Below are 14,712 nucleotides of genomic sequence, written 5' to 3' on the forward strand. Positions count from 1 at the left end.
AGGTGGGAGCAGCAGCAGGGAGTTCAGAAGCTGGACAGGCCATGACCATTGGCTCCATGGCTGCCGGGCAGTCGGCCATGCTGACCTATACTCGGGAAAATGAATCCGAGGCAGACCAGAAAGCGGTTCTTTTTCTTGAGAAAACAGGATATTCGCCAAGAGGGATACTGGACAGCCTGCTGAAAATCAGGCAGACCGATTACCAGGGGATTGAAAATATACCTGATTACTTTAAAACCCATCCGGGCACAACAGCCAGGGTATCCCATTTATCCGGAATTCTGGCAGATTACAAACCCGCGGCGAACAAACCTGCACCACCGGAAAATTTCGACTACAACATGGTCAAATACCGGGTGATCGGGCTTTACAGCGACCCTGACACCTACATTCCTAAAATTGAAATTTCACTCCAAAACAACCCGGACAATGTGGCGCTTCACTATGGCCTAGGTCTTTTGTACGGCAGGACCACACGAATGAATGAAGGGATTGAACAGCTGAACAAAGCCCTGGCCAAAGATCCATTTGAACCCATGATCCTTTTGGAGCTGGGCCGGCTTTACATCCGCAACACGGAATATACCCGGGCCGTAACGATTCTGGACAGTATGGCAGATGATCCCCTGCTGGGGGACTGGGCCGTTTTCAATCGGTCCGTTGCCCAGATTGAAAACGGCAACCTGTCCGCAGCTCAAAAGGGGCTTGAGCATGTACTTGGAAACGGCAAACCCGGATTTGAAAAAGCCAACTACCACATGGCTGAAATCATGTCCCGGCAGTCAAATCAGGCCCTGTCAAACTATTATCTCGGGGTGTATTACGCCCGGATACATGACGAACAAAATGCGGCCCGGCAGCTTGAACGGGCTCTTGACACCCTGGACGATGAAAAGATGCGGGAAAAGGCCCAAAACGAACTGGAAAATCTCAAAGGCAAGGGCAAAAAAGGGGCGCACCAAGACAATCGCATGTAACTTGGTTGCAGTTTAATGCCAATTTCAGTTGAATATTAATAATAGTCTGCCCTGTTCTCATCGGCATGGGCACTGGCCTTCCTAAGGTCCTTGTTCGCGGCCAACGTCCGTTGTTCAAGATCGTTCAGCTTATCTTTCTAAAAACCATCCACCAGCCCCTGGGAATGCGCTGGGTATGTACATTGATTATCAATAATACCCGCAAATCGTGATCAGGGTTCTTTTCATACCGGGTGCCTCATTCCTCAATGAATAAATTCATTTGCTGACCGACGTAAATGTTGCGCTTAAGATCGTTAGGAAATTTGTAGATCACCTGTAGAACCCGAGTGTCCACCCGTTCGGTACTCGAACCGGTTAAATTGCGTTTCGGCGTGATATAAGGCTCGATGCGGACAAATTCCATTCTGACGGGATTCTGGGTATCTCCCTTGAGGTAGCCGACAGCCTTACTTCCCGGTTTTACCCGAGGCGCAACTTGTTCGTCCACATCGGCGCGCACCTGAAGTTCATTGATCGAACCAAGCAATAAGGGCGCGGGGGCTGAGCCGGATACCGCATACTCTCCTGACCGGGTATTCACCTGCAGAACCGTTCCGCCGATGGGGGCACGAATGGTGAGTCGCTTAATCAAAGCCTGTGTCTGTTCTACCGAGGCGCGGGCCGCCTCAACGCGGGCTTTGGCGATCTCAAACTCATCCTGTCGGGTTTCGGCGACCTCCTTTGAAACACCGCGCATGGGCAGCAAAATCTCAGTACGCTCGTGCAGGTGTCGGGCTTTAAGCAGCTCGGCTTCGCGCACACGAAGATTTGCCCGTTCAGTTTGGAGCTGAGCCTTAAGATCTCGGTCATCAAGCCGCAGAAGGGGCGAACCTGTTTCAACTGTATCCCATTCTTTTACAAAAATTTCTTTGATCAGGGCAGACACAGGCACAGCAACACTTGTATTCCGGCACAAAGCTTCGACCAGGCCTGCGGCAGCAATGACACGGTTTGTGAGTTTTTGTACAACCGGGACAGGCGGCGGTGGTACAGGCGCTACGATCGTGGTTTGACGGACCATGAAAATGACGGCTGCAATACCGAAAAGCGCGACCCAGATAGAAAATTTGCGCAGGACCGTTAACATAAATCACCTCGTTCCAGAAGCTGCGGTGTAACGAGAAGATGTTACATGGACGAGCTGGCCGTTCATTTGCTTTTTCAGAGATACCGACCCGAGCAAGCATTTCTTTGGCACGGACACTTGCCTTTGGCCCTGGAATGCCTTGGATTCTCAATGGAATCGCAACATTCTCGGCAACAGTCAATGTCGGAAACAGGTTGAACTGCTGGAAGATAAATCCGACATTGCGAGAACGAAAACGCGTGACAGCTGAGGCGGATAATTTGTGCAATGGGTGACCGAGGACATACACCTCGCCTGCCTCAACATTCAAGGTCCCGCAAAGCACGGAAAGCAATGTGGTTTTGCCGCAGCCGGACGGGCCAACCACGAAGATCATCTCTCCAACCAGTGCAGTGAAATCAACTTGTTTGAGAATGGGCGTGATCTGATCGCCGATTTGAAAAGACTTGTCTACTCCGGACAGGCGAACGGCTGCTTCTGCGCCATTGGTTGGCTTTAAGTTTTCCATCAATCCCCCTCACGCTCGAAATACAATAGCTGGCTCTATGCGCGTTACACGCCAAACGCACAGCAATGCTGTGGCCATGCATATCAGTGTAATTGCAACGAATACGATTACCGGTATGGACCAATGTAATACCAACGGTGCGCGGCCCTCCGGCATAAAGGAAAAAAATACACTTATCACGCCCACACCCAATCCGAATCCAGCAAAACCGACGATTCCCGCCTGTACCACAATCATGGTTGCCAGTATACGGTTACTGACACCCATCGCTTTCAACGTACCCAGATGCCGGGTGTTTTCCAGCACAAAAGTGTAGAATGTCTGCCCGGATATTCCCAGACCGATAATGAAACCGATGCCCACCCACAATCCTACGACAAACGGAATCGGAGTCTGATACAGCATCCAGCGCATACTCATTTCCTTAAATTCAGCTTCGGTCACCGCCTTCAAACCGGTCTCTTTGGAGATGGTGCAGGTGATCTCGGCAGCCAGCTTGCCGGGTGCCGGAGCCGCCAGAATATGAGTCAGCATTTTACGCTGGCCGGATGCATATTCTTTGGCTCTGTCCCAGGTCGTGAATACATAGACGGCACCGTTCATTCCCTGAGTCACCTTTGCTATTCCCACGATAACGGCTTCGTGGTCATTCATTTCAAAAACATCGCCAAGCCTGAGCTGCTCACCGCGCTGCTCTTTCATCAGTTCAACAAATTGAGCATCCACAATAACGCCTTGTGCACGACGCAGGTCAATGATGTTCCCCTCGACAAGTTTAGACGGCCCTCCAGCCAGCGTGTCGGCATCCAGACCGACCAGCGTCACCGATTGGGTCGCACCGGCACCAAGGAGCTTGACCTGTGCGTTTCCTACATAGAGCGGCGCAGCCCATTCGACGCCTTCAACCGAACGTACACGGTCAACGTCCGTGTCCCGCAACGGCTGATTCTCGCCGACTTGCTGCACAAGCGGATCGACCACCCAAATCGGAGCACGGATATTCGTGGCCGTGGCGTAGGAATAACTGAGAATTCCGAAAAACATTGCCATTCCTTGCGTTATCAGGATGGTTGCAAAGCAGATTCCGCTCACCAGAATGGCGTATTTTGCACGTTCGCCAAAGAGCATTTTAAGAGAGATTTCGATCATAACTTTTCAGAAGTTCAGGCGCAGACTGAACTTCGTATGAGCTGCGGCCCTCAAAGGGTTAGCAATGATCGCAATCCAAGCGGCGAGTATTGTAAACGGAGTGGCTAATCTACATTTCATTGGGTTGTTTCCGTCGGTTTATAGGGTCTTTTTTTTATATGAAGCTTTGTGTAAACTGCACAGATTTTCAACTTTCATTGTGTGACTGAGACTGGGGTCAGCCCATGGTTGTATATGCAGCGGCTTCATAAACCAGCGCGGTTCGTAGGCTCCGATGGGCAGGATACTTATGTCCATGGGGCCAAATTTTTCTCGAATTCGATTGAAATGGGAATTGTATCCCGTATCTCCGGCAAAGAGTACTTTGACACCAGGAGCGTTAAGTACAAATCCACCCCAAAAACTTTCATTTCTATCCATAAGAGTCCGTGATGAGGAGTGCTGCATGGGAACCAAGCTGATTTTCGCTTTTCCAGCTTTGAAGGAATCCCACCAATTGAGTTCTACAATCCTTGCTGCACCAATTCCGGCAAGGTGTTGTTTATTCCCAATAGGCAGGATGAATATCGGGTGATCCCGTTTTTCGATCTCTCTGAGACTATCTATGTCCATATGGTCATAGTGATTATGGCTGATAAAAACGATGTCGATTTTTGGAATGGCTGCCAATTCCGCACCTGGGGCACGGCGCCTTTTTGAACCAATCGAGGATACAGATGCAGACGTGCGTGCGCATCCAAGAAACAAAAGAATTAACAAAACGCCTTCCACTATACGGTGATATCCTGTGAGTTCATTTTTTCTCAAGGCCTCTTCACTCATAGACCCCATGAATAAAAACTTTCATTTTTTCTGTTCTCATTTCTTATCTCCTTTTTTGGGCGGTCTTTTAGGGATGCTATCATATTATTAAATTAAAAATCATACGTATGTATTATTATAAGTTAAAAAAATAGCTTAGGTGCCCAGAGACGGGACGGAGAAAGTCATCAATGAAAGATCGTTTCCCGAGAACACAGATCCAGCACGAAACCCTGCTGAGATGAAACTCACCATTTCTTTTAAAGCAGGTTCGCAAAACTCCGGTTCTTTGTGCAACTGCATCATGCTCAACTTACTTGAAAACATAAGCAATACACCGCGTGCAAACGCCTCGCGCATCTGCAGGACGTCCAGCGGCAAATTAGGCAGGGTCAAGGCAAGCGCTCCTATGAACGGACCATGATGCAGGACACCCTCTTGGGCCATAACTTCCTGCATGAACGGTGGCGGCATGAACAGGTTTCGAGCTAAAAGAACCGGGAAATGCGGATGTTCCACCACGGCCATGAACGGCGGTCGTAACATGCATTCGACAATTTTCTCTACTGGTACTGGCTCCCCCTTTGCCTCATCCTCTGCCTGTCGAAGTAATCTCAACCGCTCCTCGGCAATCGGTCGAAGACGTCTCATGACCGTTTCAATATATAGCTTTTTCTTCGAACCATAATGATAGGTTGCTGCGCCGAGATTAACACCCGCATCATCAGCCAGGGCCCTCATACCTACCCCGTCATATCCGTATTCGGCAAAAAGGTGCTCAGCGGTATTAAGTAAAGTCTCTGTAGTTAATATTGTGCCCGCATTGAAACGCCAAGAATCAATTATATTGGAGATTATCTTGACTGCCGCCTGGATGGCAAAGATGAACCCAACTACTGGGTTTTGATTTCGACATGCGATTGCCCTGATAGGTGCACACCAATAGACAACCAATCCATAGTGATTTTATTCTATCGCCAATAACTGATTTCAACCCATTTGAATCATAAAATTATTTTACCATGAAGATGAACCAGGGCTTCTTCATTTACTTCATGATCTTCACGGAAAAAAAGCAGATCCATCTTGTGCCGGCAGCTATTGAATTGGTCATCAGAACGGGAGGTCAACATTGAATCACACCGTATCAAAACTCTTAAACTGCATGGTAAAGGTGCCCCGGCCCTGGGTGGCGGAACGAAGGGCTGTGGAATAACCAAACATCCTTGACAAGGGGACCACTGCTTTGATGACCTGGATGCCGGATTTCGGGGTAATGGATTCCACCCTGCCGCCCCGGGCATTAAGGTCTGCAATGGCATCCCCCATATTGGCATCCGGCACAAACACCTCCACATCCATAATGGGTTCAAGCATGGTCATTTTGGCTTTTTTCAGGGCCTCTTTTACTGCCATGGCCGCACAAACCCCAAAGCCCAATTCAGATGCCTTTCCTTCCTCGCTGAACCCGTCAGCCAGAACAATCTCAACATCCACAATGGGATACCCTTTGAGGAATCCGCCCTCCAGGCTCGCCCTGATTCCGGTCTCAATGCCCGGAATATACTGGGGCGCAATTTTTTCATCAGGCACCAGGGATTTGAAAACAACACCCTGGCCCCGGCCCAGAGGATTGAGTTCCACCGTGACGTTGGCATAATGGGATTTACCCTGGATATCCCGTTCAAACACGGCCTGGCCGGTTGCCGGCGCTGTAATGATCTCCCGGTAAACCACCTGGGGTTTGCCCACATTCACACTGGTATTGAATTCCTTGACCATCCTTGAAATAATGATTTCAAGATGAAGTTCGCCCATGCCCGACAAAATGGTCTGTCCTGTCTCCTCATCCTTGCTCGTTTTAAGGGTGGGATCCTCAATCATGAATTTTGCCAGCACATCATCAAGCTTTTCCTGATCTGCATGGGTTTTAGGCTCAATGGCAATGGAGATCACCGGCAGTGCATATTCCATTTTTTCCAGAAATACCGGGTGGTCTGAATTGCAAAGGGTATCACCGGTGCCGGAATCTTTAAGTCCCACAATGCCGATGATATCACCGGCCGAGGCTTCATCCAGGCGTTCGCGCTTGTTGGCATGCATTCTTAAAATTCTGGACAGTTTTTCCTTGCGGTTCAGGCCGGGATTAAACACATCCTCACCCGAAGCAATCTTTCCTGAATAGATCCGGACAAAGGAGAGTTTACGGCCCTCAATCATGGACACCTTGAAAATCAGGGCAGCCAGGGGAGCGTTTTTTTCCGGCTTGAATTCAAGGATTTCACCGGTTTCAGGATGCTCGCCTTTAACCGGGGGAACGTCCTTGGGGCTTGGAAGGTAATAGTCAATGGCGTCCAAAAGCGGCTGAACCCCTTTGTTCCTCAGGGCAGATCCGCAAAGCACAGGCACCATGGCCCGGCGGATGGTGGCAGCCCGGATGGCGGCCCGGAGCTCATCCACTGAGATCTCTTCCTCTCCCAGGTATTTTTCCATGATGGCATCATCAAGTTCGGACACGGCTTCCAGAAGTTTGTCCCGATATTCTTCGGCCAGTTCCCGGAACGCATCTGCAATAGGCCCGGCAGTGTATTCAGCACCCAAGGTCTCATCATTCCAGGCAATCTGCTCCATGGTCAACAGATCAATAACGCCCTGGAAATGCTCCTCGGCCCCGATGGGCACCTGGATCATCACAGGATTGGCAGCCAGCTTTTCTTTGATGGAGTCACAGGCGGCAAAAAAATCAGCACCGGTGCGGTCCATTTTATTGATAAAGGCCATTCTTGGAACTTTGTACCGGTCTGCCTGGCGCCAGACCGTTTCGGACTGGGGTTCCACCCCGCCCACGGCGCAAAACACACCAATGGCCCCGTCCAGGACCCGCAAAGCCCGTTCCACCTCCACGGTGAAATCCACATGGCCCGGGGTGTCGATGATTTGAATGGTCGCCCCTTTCCACTGGCAGTAGGTAACCGCCGAGGTAATGGTAATACCCCGGTCCTGCTCATCCTGCATCCAGTCCATGGTGGCCTCGCCGTCATGAACTTCGCCTAACTTATGGGACCTTCCCGTGTAATATAGAATGCGCTCCGTCACCGTGGTCTTGCCCGCGTCAATGTGGGCCATGATCCCGATATTCCTGATTTTTGATATATTTTTTGGCTTGCTCATAGGTATCGTATCGATATTAATATTCAGCTTAACAACCAGCATAGTGGTGATACAGTATTGACCTTTAGGTGTCAAGAAAATAGCTTGCAAAACACAGCCTGGTTTAATAGAATTCATACCCTTAATACAGGTTTTTGTAAGGCCTGATTTACGCAGCAACCAATCCAACAGAAAACTAGATTACCTGATGGCCAAGCTTGATGCGGTCCGTTCAACCGGACCCGGCAGCACCCTGGCCCGGGACCAGTACAGAACTTCATTATTGAGAATAATAAAATGAGTATACGCAAAAAAGACAAAGACGGATTATTTAAAAACATTTTTGTTGCCTATTTTATCCTGCTGCTCCACGTATTTCTTCTGGCCGGCATCGGCCTTACCGTGGTGCTGTTCAAAGGGATTTATCACTATCTTCCATGGATAATGGCCGGCATTGGCATCCTGGTGCTCTCCATTGTCTGGTTCATTTACCACAGGATGAGAGAAACCTCTTCCTCTCTGAGCGAAGTGTTAGGCGCCCCGGAATTTCATGACAGGGCTGTTGAGATACGACTGCTTGGCGGCCTTGCGTCCTTTGAAATCAAAGCCAAAGCCCCCCTCCTGCTGCCGGGCCACACCAGCCTTTCTCCCTATTCCGATGCCAGGCTCATTGAAAGCCCAGGTGACAGGGCAGAACGTAAACTGCTGGAACTCAACGGGCTTTATGAAAAAGATCTGATCACCCAGGAAGAGTTCGAAAAAGCGCGTCAAAACATCATCCAGGGCTGATCGTCCAGGTTTAATCGTCCGGGGCTGATCGCCCAATCAATACCAAAGGAGAGAGGTATGAAAAAAATCAGGCTGGCCCTGTTATCAGGCGGTGTGTCCACAGAGCGGGAGGTATCCTTAAACAGCGGGAATCAGGTGTTTGAGGCCCTTGATAAAGAAAAATACCACATCAAGCGGTATGATCCCAAATTTGATCTGGCTAAACTTGTAACAGATGCACCGGATATTGATGCGGCCCTGATTATTCTCCATGGACCCTTTGGGGAAGACGGTACGGTTCAGGGACTTCTGGATCTTTTGAACATTCCCTATCAGGGGGCAGGTGTTTTAGGATCAGCCGCTGCCATGAACAAATTGATGGCCAAAAGACTTTATCGCCAGGCAGGTATCCCGACACCTGACTATATTTCCATTTCCACCCATGCGCCGGTTCCTGATCCGGGCATGTTAAAGTCCCTTGGACTTCCCATTGTGGTCAAACCCGCCTGTGCCGGATCTTCGATGGGGATGAGCATTGTATCGGATGAAAAAGACCTGGTACAAGCCATTGAAAAAGGTTTTCAAAACGATGACACTTTGATTTTGGAACAATATATCAAGGGCACGGAACTGACCTGCGCGGTTTTAGGCAATCAGGACCTTGAGGCCCTGCCTGTCATTGAAATCGTGCCGGGTAAGGGCCATGATTTTTTCGATTACCAAGCCAAATACGTGGCCGGAGAAACCAATGAGATCTGCCCGGCCCGCATTGATGAACAGACCACCCGGCGGGCACAGCAATTAGCTGTTCAAGCCCACAGTGCCCTGTTTCTTAAAGGCTATTCCAGAACAGACATGCTGCTGAAGAACGGAGAACTGCATATCCTTGAAACCAACACCATCCCCGGCATGACAGCCACAAGCCTGTTCCCCCAGTCCGCAGCCAAGGCGGGCTATGAATTTGGCGTCCTGATGGACAAACTCATTGAACTTGCCATAGAAGAAAATAAAAAAAACAATTTAAGGAGAGCCCGATGAAAATCCTTGTAGTCGGCAGCGGCGGACGGGAACATACCCTGATCTGGAAAATCGCCCAAAGCCCGCTTGTAGATAAAATATACTGCGCCCCTGGCAATGCCGGCACCGCAACCCTGGCTGAAAATGTGGATATCAGCGCCGACGATATTGATGCCCTGGCAGCTTTTGCCGGGCAAAACCAGATTGATCTGACGGTTGTGGGTCCTGAAGGGCCTCTGGTGGCGGGCATTGCAGATGTTTTTCAGGAAAAGGGGCTGGCCGTGTTCGGTCCATCCGGGGCCGCAGCACAGCTTGAAGGCTCCAAGGTATTTTCTAAAAATCATATGCTCAAGTACGGGATCCCCTGTGCTGCGGGTAAAGCCTTTACCAATCCCCGACAGGCCAAACTTTATGCAAAAGCCCTGGGCGCACCCTGCGTGGTCAAGGCGGACGGGCTTGCCGCGGGCAAGGGCGTAATTGTCTGCACAAGCCTTGAAGAGGCAGGCACCGCCATTGACGACATGCTGGAAGGCAACAAATTCGGTGATGCCGGTGCCGTGGTCGTGGTGGAGGAGTGTCTTAAAGGCGAGGAAGCCTCCTTTATTGTTTTAACGGACGGCGAAACCGTGCTTGCCCTGCCCGAATCCCAGGACCACAAACGGATATTTGATGATGACAAAGGCCCCAATACCGGCGGCATGGGTGCATATTCTCCGGCACCTGTTCTGGATCACCTGCTGCGAACCAAAGCCATGGAAGAGGTAATGATCCCGGCGGTGAAAGGCATGGCCAAAGAAGGCACGCCCTTTAAAGGGGTGCTCTATGCCGGATTAATGGTGGACAAGGACAGCATCAAGGTGCTGGAGTTCAACACCCGGCTTGGTGACCCTGAAACCCAGCCCATTCTCATGAGGCTTAAAAACGACCTGGTGCCTTTGATGGAGGCCTGCTGCAACGGTACCCTGCACAACCATAAAATCAAGATTGACCCAAGGGCTGCCATGTGTGTGGTCATTGCCGCCGGCGGATACCCGGGATTTTACGAAAAAGGCCATGAAATCACAGGGCTGGATCAAGCCAATGAAATAAAAGATACCGTGGTATTCCATGCCGGCACGGCCATGGACAACGGCAAGGTGGTGGCATCCGGCGGCCGGGTGCTTGGGGTGACCTCCCTGGGCGATACGGTTGAAGAGGCCATTAATACGGCCTATGAAGCCTGTGCCAAAATCAATTTTAAAGACTGTTTTAAAAGAAAGGATATTGGGGCCAAAGCATTGAAACGTATGGCTATCCCGCCCCAGGTGGGTGTGATCATGGGATCTGACTCTGATTTTTCGGTGATGAAAAGCGCCCTGGTCATGCTCAAAAAATTCGACATCTCCTATTATGTCACTGTGGCCTCTGCCCACAGGACCCCTGAAAAGGCCGTGCAGCTGGCAACCCAGGCCCGGGAACAGGGGGTCAAGGTGCTCATCTGCGGGGCAGGACATGCAGCCCACCTGGCTGGTGTCATTGCCGCCCACACCACCCTGCCCGTTTTGGGTGTTCCCATTGATTCCAGCGCCCTTCAAGGCATGGATGCGCTTCTGGCAACGGTGCAGATGCCCCCGGGCATTCCGGTTTCCACCATGGCCATCGGAAAATCCGGAGCCCAGAATGCCGGTATTACAGCGGCCCAGATCATCGGGGTGTCTGATCCGGTGGTGGCGGAGAAACTGGCTGCATTTAAAAAAGAGATGGCTGACAAAGTAGCAGAGAAGGCAGCATCTTTTGCCTGATACCACTCAATGTCATTAACTGAAGTCGATGACATTGTGACGCCACTATTTCCTGTTTAACGTAATGAGTAAAAACAAAATCATCCGGGTGGACAAAGACCACCCGGATCCTGACATCATAAACCAGGCCGCCGGAATTCTCAAAACCGGCGGCCTGGTGATTTTTCCGGCGGCCTGCCTTTACGGGGTGGCAGCCAATGCCCTGTCCGCCGATGCCGTTGAAAGGGTGTTCCTGCTCAAACAGCGCCCCTGCAACAACCCTATTCTGGTCCTGATAAAAAACGCGGACCAGCTTGAGGATCTTGTTGCAACGGTACCGGACAAGGCCCGGATACTCATGGACCAATTCTGGCCCGGCGGCCTGACCCTGGTATTTGATGCGGCTGACAGTGTGAGCCCCAAACTTACCGCCGGGCGCCATAAACTTGGCATCCGCCTGCCCGGGCACCCTGTGGCCCGGGCGTTGGTCAACCGTGTTAATTTTCCTGTCACCGGTACCAGCGCCAACCTTTCCGGCCAGCCCGGGTGCACCCGAACAGATATGCTGAACCCTGAAATCATTGAAAAAGCCAACCTGATCCTGGACGCCGGTCCGGTCAAAGGCGGTGCCGGATCAACTATTGTCGATGTGACCTGCACGCCCCCCAGAATCCTGCGCCAGGGCGCTGTCCCCGCCGCCGACCTTTATGCCTGTCTGAAAGATTAAACCTTAAACGCTGCAACGCGGTAATTAGGTGCCGTTCCGTCCAAATACGGCCTATCTTTTTCTACTTTAAAAAATATTGGAAAAAAAATCTTTTTTTACATACAATGCCCATTCCATCGTGGCACCCATCAATAAAATTGTGGCAGGGCTCAAGGATATTGCCCAGGGAGAAGGGGACTTAACCATGCGTCTGCCATCGGACCGAAAGGACGAAATCGGAGAACTGGCAAACTGGTTCAACCTTTTTGTGGAAAAACTTCAGAAAATTATCTCAGGTATTGCCAATGATATGAGAGATCTGGAAAACTCATCATCCGGTCTTCTCTCTATTTCAGACATCGTATCCCGGAGTTCCGGTACCATGTCCGAAAAATCCAGGTCCGTCGCCGCTGCCGCAGAGGAGATGAGCAGCAACATCACATCTGTCGCCTCCGCCGTAGAGCAGTCATCCACCAATATCGGCATGGTTTCCGCTGCCACAGAGGAAATGGCTGATGCCAGCAGCCGGATCAAAACCAGTGCCGATGACCTAAAAGGTCTCTCGGGCACTTTGACCACCACTGTAAACCAGTTTAAGGTGTAGTGGCCGGGCAGGCGATTACGATTTTCCCAGGCTGGTCAGGAATTCTACTGCCTCCGGGGCATAATGGGAGAAGAAGGCACTTTCATTCTCGTCCAGCCCTTCAATGAGCTCCATATCTTCGGCGGTCAGGGTAAAATCAAAAACAGTGAAATTTTCTATCATGCGTTCTTTACGGGTGGTTTTGGGAATCACAACTACCTCACTTTGAATCAGAAAACGCAAAATTACCTGGGCCACAGACTTGCCGTATTTTTCACCAATGGCCTTGATGGCCGGATTGGTAAACATACCCTTGCGCCCCTCGGCAAAAGGTCCCCAGGACTGGTGCTGTATGCTGTATTTTTTCATAATTTCATGGGCAGCCTTCTGCTGCTGGAAAGGGTGGGTCTCCACCTGGTTGACAGCCGGAATAACCTCCTGAAACTGGCAGAAATCAATGAGGCGGTCCGGGTAAAAGTTGCTGACCCCAATGGCCCGGGTTTTACCGGCCTTATACGCGTCAGCCATGGCGCGGTAACTGCCGTAGTAATCGTTGAACGGCTGGTGGATCAGCAACAGGTCGATATAATCCGTCTTCAGCTTTTTCAAAGATTCTTCAATAGAGGCATTGGCTTTTTCGTAGCCACCATTTGAAATCCAGATCTTGGTGGTAAGAAATAATTCTGAACGGGGCACACCGCTTTTTTCGACGGCATTGCCGACACCCTCCTCGTTTTGGTAAGCCTGGGCCGTATCAATGGAACGATACCCGACCGCTAGGGCATCTGATACGCAGCGCTCACATTCTTCGGGTTTAACCTGATATACCCCATAACCAAGAATCGGCATTTCTATCCCATTGTTTAAAGTGATATTATCCATGCTATTTCCCCTTTAAAAGCATGCTTCCAGAATGCGTAAAATTTCATCACGTGTCAGTTTCTTATAACCGCTGCCACGGATAACCGTGGATTCCGCGATTTTGGGAAGCATCTCTTTGGTGGCACCCAGTTCTTTAAGGCGGGTTACGATGCCGCATTCATTCAGGAATTTCTCCAGGGCATCAATACCTTCCTCGGCAACAGCCTCTTTGGTTTTATCCAGGGTGGAAACGCCCCAGATTTCAGCAGCAAACCGGCCAAATTTATCCATACCGTTAGGGTAAATATGGCGGTAGTAGGGCAGTGAAATTGCGGCAAGCCCCATGCCGTGGGCACAGTCCGTATAAGCGCCGAGCTGGTGCTCAATCATGTGAACCTGCCAGTCCTGGGCCTTTGAAACCCCTGTTACGGTGTTCAAAGCAAGGGTGGCATTCCACATCAGGTTGCTCCGTGATGCGTAATCTTCGGGATTTTTCAGGGCCGTTCGGACATTATCAATGGATGATTTCAACAAGCTCTCAATAATATAGTCTGTTGTGTTGTTGTCATTGCCGCTGAAATACTGCTCCATGAGATGGGACATGGTGTCAAACACCCCGCTTACCATCTGATACTGGGATACAGAAAAGGTGTATTCCGGATTCAGGATGGAAAATTTGGGGTAGACTTCCACAGGGAACACCCTGCCGGCCTTTACTTTCATCTCCTCATGGGTAATGACCGAACCGCCGTTCATCTCCGAGCCTGTGCCCACCATGGTCAGGATGGATGCCACAGCAACGGTTTTATTCGAAAGGCCTTCATACCGCAGCCAGTACTTTTCAAAGGGATCTTCATCGCAGTACGCGGATACGGCAATGCCCTTGGCGCAGTCGATAACAGAACCGCCGCCCACAGCCAGTATCAGGCTGACATTGTTCTCCTTTACAAGTTTGGCGCCTGCCATCAGTTTGGCATAGGTAGGGTTCGGCATGACACCTGACAGTTCAACCACCGTTTTCCCGGCATGTTTCAGAATGGAACTCACCTGATCGTAAAGGCCGATGGACTTGATGGCATTTTTACCGTAGGCCAGAAGAACAGTATCTCCATAATTGGCAAGTTCGGCTTTCAGGTTGTTCAGGGAATCTTTCCCAAAATAAATTTTTGTCGGATTGTAAAATGTAAAATCCAGTAACATATGAAAATCCTTTTTTTTATGGTTCAAAGCTGTTTTTAAGCAAGGGGATCACAGCAATTCTAAATATGAATTTAATTCTAAAGCATAACGTAACATATTAAAA

At 50.3% G+C, this 14,712-nt stretch carries 14 protein-coding genes; 6 read left to right on the top strand and 8 right to left on the bottom strand.

Annotated elements, in window-relative coordinates:
* The coding region (locus AB7U36_RS07415) for a M48 family metalloprotease (RefSeq protein ID WP_428159152.1) at nt 1-977 on the top strand (977 nt) is incomplete at its 5' end.
* A 238-nt stretch (nt 978-1,215) separates the two neighbouring features.
* Here the strand turns inward: AB7U36_RS07415 and AB7U36_RS07420 are convergent.
* The 6 genes from AB7U36_RS07420 to fusA all read right to left on the bottom strand — a co-directional run bounded on the left by AB7U36_RS07420 (nt 1,216) and on the right by fusA (nt 7,735).
* Entirely contained in the window at nt 1,216-1,905 is a 690-nt protein-coding gene (locus AB7U36_RS07420; RefSeq protein ID WP_428159153.1) for an efflux RND transporter periplasmic adaptor subunit, read from the bottom strand.
* Nucleotides 1,856-2,614, bottom strand: coding sequence for an ABC transporter ATP-binding protein (locus AB7U36_RS07425; RefSeq protein ID WP_428159154.1), 759 nt, complete (start codon nt 2,612-2,614; stop codon nt 1,856-1,858). The genes AB7U36_RS07420 and AB7U36_RS07425 overlap by 50 nt, the downstream gene beginning before the upstream one ends.
* A gap of 9 nt (nt 2,615-2,623) precedes the next feature.
* Entirely contained in the window at nt 2,624-3,763 is a 1,140-nt protein-coding gene (locus AB7U36_RS07430; RefSeq protein ID WP_428159155.1) for an ABC transporter permease, read from the bottom strand.
* A 138-nt stretch (nt 3,764-3,901) separates the two neighbouring features.
* Entirely contained in the window at nt 3,902-4,585 is a 684-nt protein-coding gene (locus AB7U36_RS07435; RefSeq protein ID WP_428159156.1) for an MBL fold metallo-hydrolase, read from the bottom strand.
* A 135-nt stretch (nt 4,586-4,720) separates the two neighbouring features.
* Entirely contained in the window at nt 4,721-5,518 is a 798-nt protein-coding gene (locus AB7U36_RS07440; protein WP_428159157.1) for a TetR/AcrR family transcriptional regulator, read from the bottom strand.
* 183 nt (nt 5,519-5,701) lie between these two features.
* Nucleotides 5,702-7,735, bottom strand: a complete 2,034-nt coding sequence (gene fusA / locus AB7U36_RS07445) for an elongation factor G (protein WP_428159158.1) — start codon at nt 7,733-7,735, stop codon at nt 5,702-5,704.
* A 276-nt stretch (nt 7,736-8,011) separates the two neighbouring features.
* Between fusA and AB7U36_RS07450 the strand changes: the two genes are divergently transcribed.
* From AB7U36_RS07450 to AB7U36_RS07470, 5 genes are all read left to right on the top strand, one after another.
* Nucleotides 8,012-8,503: an SHOCT domain-containing protein gene (locus tag AB7U36_RS07450; RefSeq protein ID WP_428159159.1), complete on the top strand. Its 492-nt coding sequence runs from the start codon at nt 8,012-8,014 to the stop codon at nt 8,501-8,503.
* 57 nt (nt 8,504-8,560) lie between these two features.
* On the top strand, nt 8,561-9,520 hold the full coding sequence (locus AB7U36_RS07455; RefSeq protein WP_428159160.1) for a D-alanine--D-alanine ligase family protein: 960 nt from the start codon (nt 8,561-8,563) through the stop codon (nt 9,518-9,520).
* Nucleotides 9,517-11,280 carry a phosphoribosylamine--glycine ligase gene (purD, locus tag AB7U36_RS07460; protein ID WP_428159161.1) on the top strand — a complete coding sequence of 588 codons (1,764 nt, stop codon included), beginning with the start codon at nt 9,517-9,519 and terminating at the stop codon, nt 11,278-11,280. Before AB7U36_RS07455 ends, purD begins: the two co-directional genes overlap by 4 nt.
* Nucleotides 11,281-11,344: 64 nt before the next feature.
* Nucleotides 11,345-11,986 carry an L-threonylcarbamoyladenylate synthase gene (locus tag AB7U36_RS07465; RefSeq protein WP_428159162.1) on the top strand — a complete coding sequence of 214 codons (642 nt, stop codon included), beginning with the start codon at nt 11,345-11,347 and terminating at the stop codon, nt 11,984-11,986.
* 76 nt (nt 11,987-12,062) lie between these two features.
* The gene (locus AB7U36_RS07470; RefSeq protein ID WP_428159163.1) at nt 12,063-12,569 is read left to right on the top strand and encodes a HAMP domain-containing protein; all 507 of its coding nucleotides are present in this window, start codon (nt 12,063-12,065) and stop codon (nt 12,567-12,569) included.
* A 15-nt stretch (nt 12,570-12,584) separates the two neighbouring features.
* Here AB7U36_RS07470 and AB7U36_RS07475 read toward each other — a convergent pair whose 3' ends face one another.
* Complete coding sequence (locus AB7U36_RS07475) at nt 12,585-13,430, bottom strand: aldo/keto reductase (RefSeq protein ID WP_428159164.1); 846 nt, start codon at nt 13,428-13,430, stop codon at nt 12,585-12,587.
* A 12-nt stretch (nt 13,431-13,442) separates the two neighbouring features.
* Entirely contained in the window at nt 13,443-14,609 is a 1,167-nt protein-coding gene (locus AB7U36_RS07480; RefSeq protein WP_428159165.1) for an iron-containing alcohol dehydrogenase, read from the bottom strand.
* Nucleotides 14,610-14,712: the final 103 nt, after the last annotated feature.

This window comes from Desulfobacter sp. (assembly GCF_050177295.1).

Bases quoted from the DNA above. Each gene is read 5' to 3' on its own strand.
- AB7U36_RS07425 (WP_428159154.1), bottom strand. From the start codon at position 2,614: ATGGAAAACTTAAAGCCAACCAATGGCGCAGAAGCAGCCGTTCGCCTG.
- AB7U36_RS07430 (WP_428159155.1), bottom strand. From the start codon at position 3,763: ATGATCGAAATCTCTCTTAAAATGCTCTTTGGCGAACGTGCAAAATAC.
- AB7U36_RS07435 (WP_428159156.1), bottom strand. From the start codon at position 4,585: ATGAGTGAAGAGGCCTTGAGAAAAAATGAACTCACAGGATATCACCGT.
- fusA (WP_428159158.1), bottom strand. From the start codon at position 7,735: ATGAGCAAGCCAAAAAATATATCAAAAATCAGGAATATCGGGATCATG.
- AB7U36_RS07450 (WP_428159159.1), top strand. From the start codon at position 8,012: ATGAGTATACGCAAAAAAGACAAAGACGGATTATTTAAAAACATTTTT.
- AB7U36_RS07455 (WP_428159160.1), top strand. From the start codon at position 8,561: ATGAAAAAAATCAGGCTGGCCCTGTTATCAGGCGGTGTGTCCACAGAG.
- purD (WP_428159161.1), top strand. From the start codon at position 9,517: ATGAAAATCCTTGTAGTCGGCAGCGGCGGACGGGAACATACCCTGATC.
- AB7U36_RS07465 (WP_428159162.1), top strand. From the start codon at position 11,345: ATGAGTAAAAACAAAATCATCCGGGTGGACAAAGACCACCCGGATCCT.
- AB7U36_RS07475 (WP_428159164.1), bottom strand. From the start codon at position 13,430: ATGGATAATATCACTTTAAACAATGGGATAGAAATGCCGATTCTTGGT.
- AB7U36_RS07480 (WP_428159165.1), bottom strand. From the start codon at position 14,609: ATGTTACTGGATTTTACATTTTACAATCCGACAAAAATTTATTTTGGG.